This is a genomic window from Anaerolineales bacterium (genome assembly GCA_022866145.1).
Taxonomy (GTDB): Bacteria; Chloroflexota; Anaerolineae; order Anaerolineales; family E44-bin32; genus PFL42.
Genome location: JALHUE010000172.1, coordinates 1 through 6,478 on the forward strand (window position 1 = coordinate 1; position 6,478 = coordinate 6,478).

The 6,478-nt window shown below is 65.8% G+C and carries 6 protein-coding genes; all 6 read left to right on the plus strand.

The genetic code is table 11. The features are described 5' to 3' along the window. The first annotated feature begins 155 nt into the window (after positions 1-155). Positions 156-557 carry a response regulator gene (locus MUO23_05435; GenBank protein ID MCJ7512396.1) on the plus strand — a complete coding sequence of 134 codons (402 nt, stop codon included), beginning with the start codon at positions 156-158 and terminating at the stop codon, positions 555-557. A gap of 471 nt (positions 558-1,028) precedes the next feature. Next, positions 1,029-1,295: a DUF4118 domain-containing protein gene (locus tag MUO23_05440; protein MCJ7512397.1), complete on the plus strand. Its 267-nt coding sequence runs from the start codon at positions 1,029-1,031 to the stop codon at positions 1,293-1,295. Between the two features lie 182 nt (positions 1,296-1,477). After that, positions 1,478-1,888, plus strand: a complete 411-nt coding sequence (locus MUO23_05445; GenBank protein ID MCJ7512398.1) for a hypothetical protein — start codon at positions 1,478-1,480, stop codon at positions 1,886-1,888. A 209-nt stretch (positions 1,889-2,097) separates the two neighbouring features. After that, on the plus strand, positions 2,098-3,246 hold the full coding sequence (locus tag MUO23_05450) for a hypothetical protein (protein MCJ7512399.1): 1,149 nt from the start codon (positions 2,098-2,100) through the stop codon (positions 3,244-3,246). 4 nt (positions 3,247-3,250) lie between these two features. Further along, entirely contained in the window at positions 3,251-5,074 is a 1,824-nt protein-coding gene (locus tag MUO23_05455; GenBank protein MCJ7512400.1) for a hypothetical protein, read from the plus strand. A 60-nt stretch (positions 5,075-5,134) separates the two neighbouring features. Then, positions 5,135-6,478 (plus strand): HAD-IC family P-type ATPase (locus MUO23_05460; GenBank protein MCJ7512401.1); only part of this gene is annotated, 1,344 nt, incomplete at its 3' end.

A 6,478-nucleotide genomic window follows, 5' to 3' on the forward strand; every position in this document is an offset into this window, starting at 1 on the left:
GTCCGACGAGGACGGTCGTTGACCTCGGCCCGGCCTGTAAGCCGACTGGAAGGCCGCCCGGGACGCCGTTCTGCGTAGAATGGATCCAGACGCCCGGCATGGCCGGACCGTCGCCGCTGTGCGCACCGATGGACGGCACGCGCAGGAAGAGGCAGATGGCACGAATCCTGATCGTCGACGACGAGCCCGATACGGTGCGCATCCTCTGCCTGGCGCTGCAGGTGCTTGGCCACCAGGCGCAGGGCGTGTGCAGCGGAGCTCAGGCCCTCGAAGCGTTGGCGGCATCGTTGCCAGACGCGGTTCTCCTGGACATCATGATGCCCGAGATGGATGGCTTCGAGACCCTGCGGCGAATCCGAGGCATGCCCTCGGTCAACGGACTGCCGGTGTTGTTTGTGACGGCCAGTGCTGAGGCCGATCTGGGACTACGCGGCGCCGCGGCTGGCGCGCAGGGCGTGTTGCATAAGCCGGTCGATCTCCACACCCTCGGATCGTGGATCGACGGCCTTCGCTCTCAGCTCCCTATCTCCGAGGGTACCCTTCGGGCCGCCTCCTAAGCCAGGTCCCCTCCAAGCGAACCGACCTCCATCCTCCTCGACAGGGATTCCCTTCGTCGTTTGGGGGAAACCAGGCTGACCAGGCCCAAGCAGCAAGTTCCGCCCGCGACCCGTGCCGGCTTGCGCGCCCAGCGATGCTCGACGTGAGGACCCCACGCACTTAGCGTCCCTTCGTGGGATGCGCGTGCAATCCCCTGAAGCCCTTTCACTCGATTGCCATCCGGCTGCTGGACGCCAGCGCAATCCCAGCGGATCCCACCATTCCCCCACCTGCCCAAGGCAATCCCGGCCGCGCTCCCGCCCTACGTCAGACCCACCAGCGGCTCGGCCCGGTAGTCAACCGCAACGCCACCGGACCAGACCGTCGGCTGCAGCGCAGATACTCTCGACAGCCCAGACTGAGGCTTGCACCCCTGGTCGGCTTTGCCCCTCGACAACGGGGGGACAATAGACCCGGCAGTTGCCAAAGCCATGCGCACCTTACACCCAGAGTCCTTCCTGCGGATGTTCTTCTCGCTGCTCGCCGTCGCCGCCACGACCGGGCTGCTGGTTCTCGCCCAGCCTTGGCTGAGCACGCCGAGCGTCGCCCTGCTCTACTTGCTGCCGGTCGGCGTCAGCACGGCGCTATGGGGTCTTCCTTCGGGGATCGCGGCGGCGGTGGCGGCTTTCCTGACGTTCAACTTCGTGGTCCTGCACCCCTACTTCACTCTGCGTACTCCGTCCTCAAGAGACACTTGACCCATTCGTCTTCCTGGTGGTCGCCATCACCATCAGCCAGTTGCTGGGGGCGGCCCAGGCCGGCCTGGCCCGGGCCAAGGCCCGCGAGCGGGGAAGCCCTACACCTCAACGAACTCAGCCCTGCCCCGCTGGGCCTGACGGACCTGGCATCGATCAGGCGCGCGATCGCCGAGCGAATCCTGATGACCTTGCCGGGGATGCAGGTCGGGATCGTGCTGCAGCCCGACGGCGGTTCTCCCGGGGCGGAGAGTCCCCTGCCGGCCCATTCCCTGCTGATCTCCCCAATCGGCTTCCGAGACCCAAAGCAGATCCATCGCATCGTGCGCGACAAAGCCCGGGTACGGGGCGGGATGGCTTCGATCGTCGAATGGCAATCCCTCAAGATGCAGGAAACCCGCTACGGCCTGCTGCTCGGACTGTCCCGCTTCCGGGAGCGGTTCGGTGTGCGCCGCCCGGTGACCGACGCCCTTCCCGTCCCGGCTGGCGACTACGACCATGCCCTGCACGTCGACGACCCATCGGCTCCCTCCATCCTAGCGAAGTACCTCGATACGCCGCCGCTCCCGGCGGCAGAAGCACCCAAGGTGGTCTGAGCCTGCCAGGACACGTGGCGGCAGCAAATGAACGGGCCCATCCCACAGGGCCCGTTGCTCTTCGTTCCAGAAGCTGGTGGCCATCTTGGAGTGACTGAGTGGCAGTTCCGCAACCCCGTCGCCCAGCTCGCGTCACCCGACCTACGGCGGTGATGGTATTATTCGGTTCTCGTATGGTCGGCATTTCCGCCGAGTTCTGAGAGGCCTCCATGCCAGACACCCACGTGCAGCCGGGCGGCAGTCCGTCGGCTCTGCCTCCCACTCACCTCCAGCAAGAACTGCAAGACCACGAGACCTTGCTCCAGGCCCAGACAAAGATGGTGCAGCGCTTCCTGGAGGCCCAAGGAGCTCAGTTGGCCGAGGCGTTGGTCCGGCGCGCGCCCCAGGCGCGCTTCACGTTGCCCGACGAGGTGGTGACGGACGCTCAGAGCAGGACCTCCGCCCGGGTGCCGGCGGCTGGGCGGGAAGAGACCATCGGCGGCTTCGTCGACCGGGTGACACGCAGCGATGTGCGCGTCCTGGTCCGCCAGCGTCTGGCGGAGTTGGAGCAATCGGGCGATCCAGCGGTGGAGGCCAGCGCCCGCCTGGTGCGGCACGCCACGGTGCAGCATATGATTCGGCGCATGCTGCCCTCCGGACGAAGCGTGAATTATCAGGCGGCGGAGGGCGAGGCGATCGCCTCCGTCCCGGTCGTCGCAGACGCCGATGTCGGCTCCGCCATCACCGCCGCCACGGATGCCATCGCCGAGGAGGGCGCGGCGGAGGAGGGTCGCGGCGAGCTGCTGGTCCCGTATGTGCCCTACGCCCGCCAGTTCTATCTGCCGCAGTGGGTGGCCTTCGACGAGCAGGACCGCCTCGTCGTCGGATCGCAAAGCGAGGCCGAAGCGGATGTCGCCTCGATGCAGCGCTTCCTCTTCGTGCTGCACGCGGCCGTTTCCCTGGCTCCCTACATCGTGGCCGATGATGAGTATCAGCGGAAGCGTTACGGCATCCTGGGCCAGCTCGTCAACCAGGCGCGTGCCCTGGCCCGCTTCGAGACGCGTGGCATCATCGACACGATCCAGCGCCGGGCGGCGGCCAGCGACCTCAACCGCGGCCTGAGCCTGAGCCTGCCCTACTTCGACGACCAGGCGCTGGAAATGAGAACCCGCGACTTCGAGGTGATCCCGGCCGGCCGCATCATGTTCGTACCGGCCTTCGTCGTGCGCGCCGCCCGCGATGAGGCCGTCAAAGTGGCGCAGGATACCCGCCTCGACCCCGGCACGCGCCGCCACCTGCTCGACGAGCTCGCCCTGCTCGAACGGTCCTTCCTGACTCCCGAAGATCCCCTAGCCCCCAAGCCCCTACCGAAGGCCTAGCTAGATGCTGTTCTCCATTGGCTTGCTGATCCTGATCGTGGTTGTTGCCTATCGGCTATCCCCGCGCGAACGCGGCGAGGACGCCCATATCCACGGCGCCGGCCAGATCGGCTTGCTGGCCGCTATTGCCTTGTTCGGTGTCGACTACTTCACCTCCTACTTCTACGCCACCGGCGAGATGTTGAGCGCTCTGCACCCCTACGGGCTTGAACGATGGGGTTACATCGCGGTCCTCTTCATTGCTTTCGCCAACTTCGTCTTCGGCGCCCTCTATATGTATTCGCTGGGCGTCTTCAACGAGGGCGGCGGGTCCTACACCGCTTCGATGCGCTACCTGACACCGGGGCTGAGCCTGGTGGTGGCCGTTGTCCTGATTCAGGACTACGTGTTGACCATCGTCGTTTCGACCCTTTCCGGCGTCGATCAGCTGCTATCGATCACCAACTCCTATGGGATCCCCTGGATCTATCACTTCATCCTGGGCGCGGCGCTTGCTTCGATAACCTGGTATTTGACCATCCGCGGTCGGGGCGAGTCGGCGCGCATCGTGTTCACCGGGCTGGGGATCTTCGTCATGCTGAGTGTCACACTGGCCGTGGGGCTATTCGCCGCCATGTCGCACGGCGTCCCGCCGGCACCTTCCGGACCGGTCGAACCAGCCACTCTGAGCCAGTCCCTCTACCATCTCCTGACCGCCTCGATGAAAGGTATGGTTGCGCTCTCCGGGCTGGAGGCGATGTCCAACGGCATCCAGTTCGTCAAGGACGAGGACTTCTCCCTGGTCAAGTGGGGCAAGGCACACGCCCCACGCTTCAAGAAGCTATGGAAGTTCTACAGTGGCAAGTCCGGCATCGGCCGCGTCGTGCAGACTTCCTTTTTGTTCTACGGCGGGCTGACCACGCTCTTTCTGACCAGTTTCAGTATCTACTTCAACGTATACGATGGAAGTTTCGGCCGCAGCATCGTTGGGAATCTGGCTTTCATCGGGTTTGGCCAGATTCCAGGAGGGACGATTCTGTACTGGAGCTACCAGATCCTGGCCGTCGCTCTGCTAGCATTCGCCTCAATGACAGCCTTTCAAGATCTGCAGGCAACTGCCTGGCGCGATGTGGCCATCGGTGAAATCCCCGAGTTCGTCGTCTACCGCAACAAGGGCGGTACATTCACTCGTTCTGTGACGGCCGGCTTCATCGCCGCCGTGGTGATCCAGTTCCTGGTCCGCGGGCGCACCTCCGCCGCCGTGCCCTTCTACGGCGTGGGCGTGTTCATGCCGATCATGGTGATGGGCCTGGCGGTGCGCCAGCATATCAAGCACACCTACACGGGGAAGACCCGCCAGTGGGGGATGGCCGGTGCCAGCTTCGCCGCCGCGTTGGCAGCCTCGGTCTTTGTTGGTCAGATCGTCGGGAAATGGGCGGAGGGCGGCTGGATCGTCCTGATCTCCTTCACTCTGCTGATCGTGATGGCTCACGCCCTCCTGATCTCCCCCATCGGATATCGTGACCCTGATCAGATCTACCGGATCGTGCGCCAGAAAGCCCGCGTGCAGGGCGCCATGGGGTCGATCGTCGAATGGCAGTCGCTTAAGATGCAGGAATACCGCTTTCGGCTGCTGGCCGGCATCACGCGCTTCTGGGGCTTCTTTGGTGTACGGCGCCCCTTGCGCTATGAGCCCACGCCGGTGACCGCCGGCGAATACGATGAAGCTGTGCACCTCGACCTGCACACGGCTCCTTCCATCCTTGTCCCATACATGACCCATCCCCCGGAGGAGCCGAGGACAGAGCCTATCCCACCGGGTGATCCCCCAACGGAACCAAAGGAGTAGAATCGAGCCCGGTCAGTCGGCCTGGGAGCCGAACGCCCGGCCCGGGCTGACCGCGCGCCCATGGATTCCCTCCCCCTGCATGCCCTGCGACCGGGTGAGGTCTACACGGCCCTCGAGACCTCCACCCACGGCCTGACCCAGGATCAGGCCGCGGCGGCCCTGCGTCTGTACGGCTCCAATACGCTCTCCGAACCCGCCCACCTGCCACTGTGGCGCTTGCTGCTGGGGCACATCACACACCTGATGGCGCTCGTGCTGTGGGCGGCCGGGTTGCTGGCCTTCATCGCCGGCCAACCCGCCCTGGGCGTGGCGATCTGGATCGTGGTGCTCATCAACGCCGCCTTCTCCTTCTGGCAGGAGTATCGGGCACAGCAGGCGATGCAGGCCCTCAGCCAGCTGTTGCCCAACCACGCCCGCCTGATCCGGGACAGCGAAGAGATCCGCCTGCCGGCCAGCCAGGTCGTCCCCGGCGACCTGCTGGTGCTGGCCGAGGGCGACAACATCCCCGCCGACGCCCGCCTGGTCGAGGAGTTCGGCCTGCGCACCAACAACACCACGCTGACCGGCGAGGCGCTGCCGGCGCGCAAGACCAGCGACGCCTCGCTGCGGGACGACCTGACCGAGCTCGAACAGCCCAACCTGGTCTTCGCCGGTACGTCGGTGGTCTCCGGTACCGGGCGGGCGGTGGTGAGCGCCACCGGCATGCTCACCCAATTCGGCCGCATCGTGCGCCTTACGCAGCAAATCCGCGAGCAGCCCAGCCCGCTGCAGCAGGAGATGCGCCGGCTGACCCGCCGCATCTCGCTGATCGCCCTGGCCATCGGGGTCGGTGTTTTCTCGGTCGGCACGCTCGAGGTCGGCATGCCGCTGTTCGAGGCTTTCTTGCTGGCGATCGGAATCGTGGTGGCCGCCGTCCCGGAGGGCCTGTCGCCAACGGTCACCCTGTCGCTGGCCATCGCCGTGCAGCGGCTGGCGCAGCGGGGAGTGCTGGTCAAGAAGCTGGCCATGGTCGAGACGCTGGGGACGATCTCGGTCCTGGCGACCGACAAGAGCGGGACCCTGACCCAGAACCAGATGACCATCCGTGAGGTGTGGGTGGGCGGCCAGCGCCTGACCGTCTCCGGCGTGGGCTATGAGCCGCGGGGCGAGTTCACGCCACCGGTGCGCGCCACCCCAGTCGCCGGCGAATTCGAAGAGCTGCTGTCGGCGGCCCTGCTGTGCAACAACTCACGCCTGAATCCGCCGACGGCCGAACGCCCGCAATGGACCTGCCTCGGCGACCAGACTGAAGCCGCCCTGCGTGTCCTGGCCCTTAAAGGCGGGTTGGACCAGGACGACGTGCTTTCCCAGCTGCCGCGGGTGCATGAGCTGCCCTTCGACGCTCGCCGCAAACGCATGTCCACA

What these genes read in the sequence shown, in the direction of transcription:
- MUO23_05455 (MCJ7512400.1), top strand. Translation starts at nt 3,251, where the DNA reads ATGCTGTTCTCCATTGGCTTGCTGATCCTGATCGTGGTTGTTGCCTAT.
- MUO23_05440 (MCJ7512397.1), top strand. Translation starts at nt 1,029, where the DNA reads ATGCGCACCTTACACCCAGAGTCCTTCCTGCGGATGTTCTTCTCGCTG.
- MUO23_05445 (MCJ7512398.1), top strand. Translation starts at nt 1,478, where the DNA reads ATGACCTTGCCGGGGATGCAGGTCGGGATCGTGCTGCAGCCCGACGGC.
- MUO23_05435 (MCJ7512396.1), top strand. Translation starts at nt 156, where the DNA reads ATGGCACGAATCCTGATCGTCGACGACGAGCCCGATACGGTGCGCATC.
- MUO23_05450 (MCJ7512399.1), top strand. Translation starts at nt 2,098, where the DNA reads ATGCCAGACACCCACGTGCAGCCGGGCGGCAGTCCGTCGGCTCTGCCT.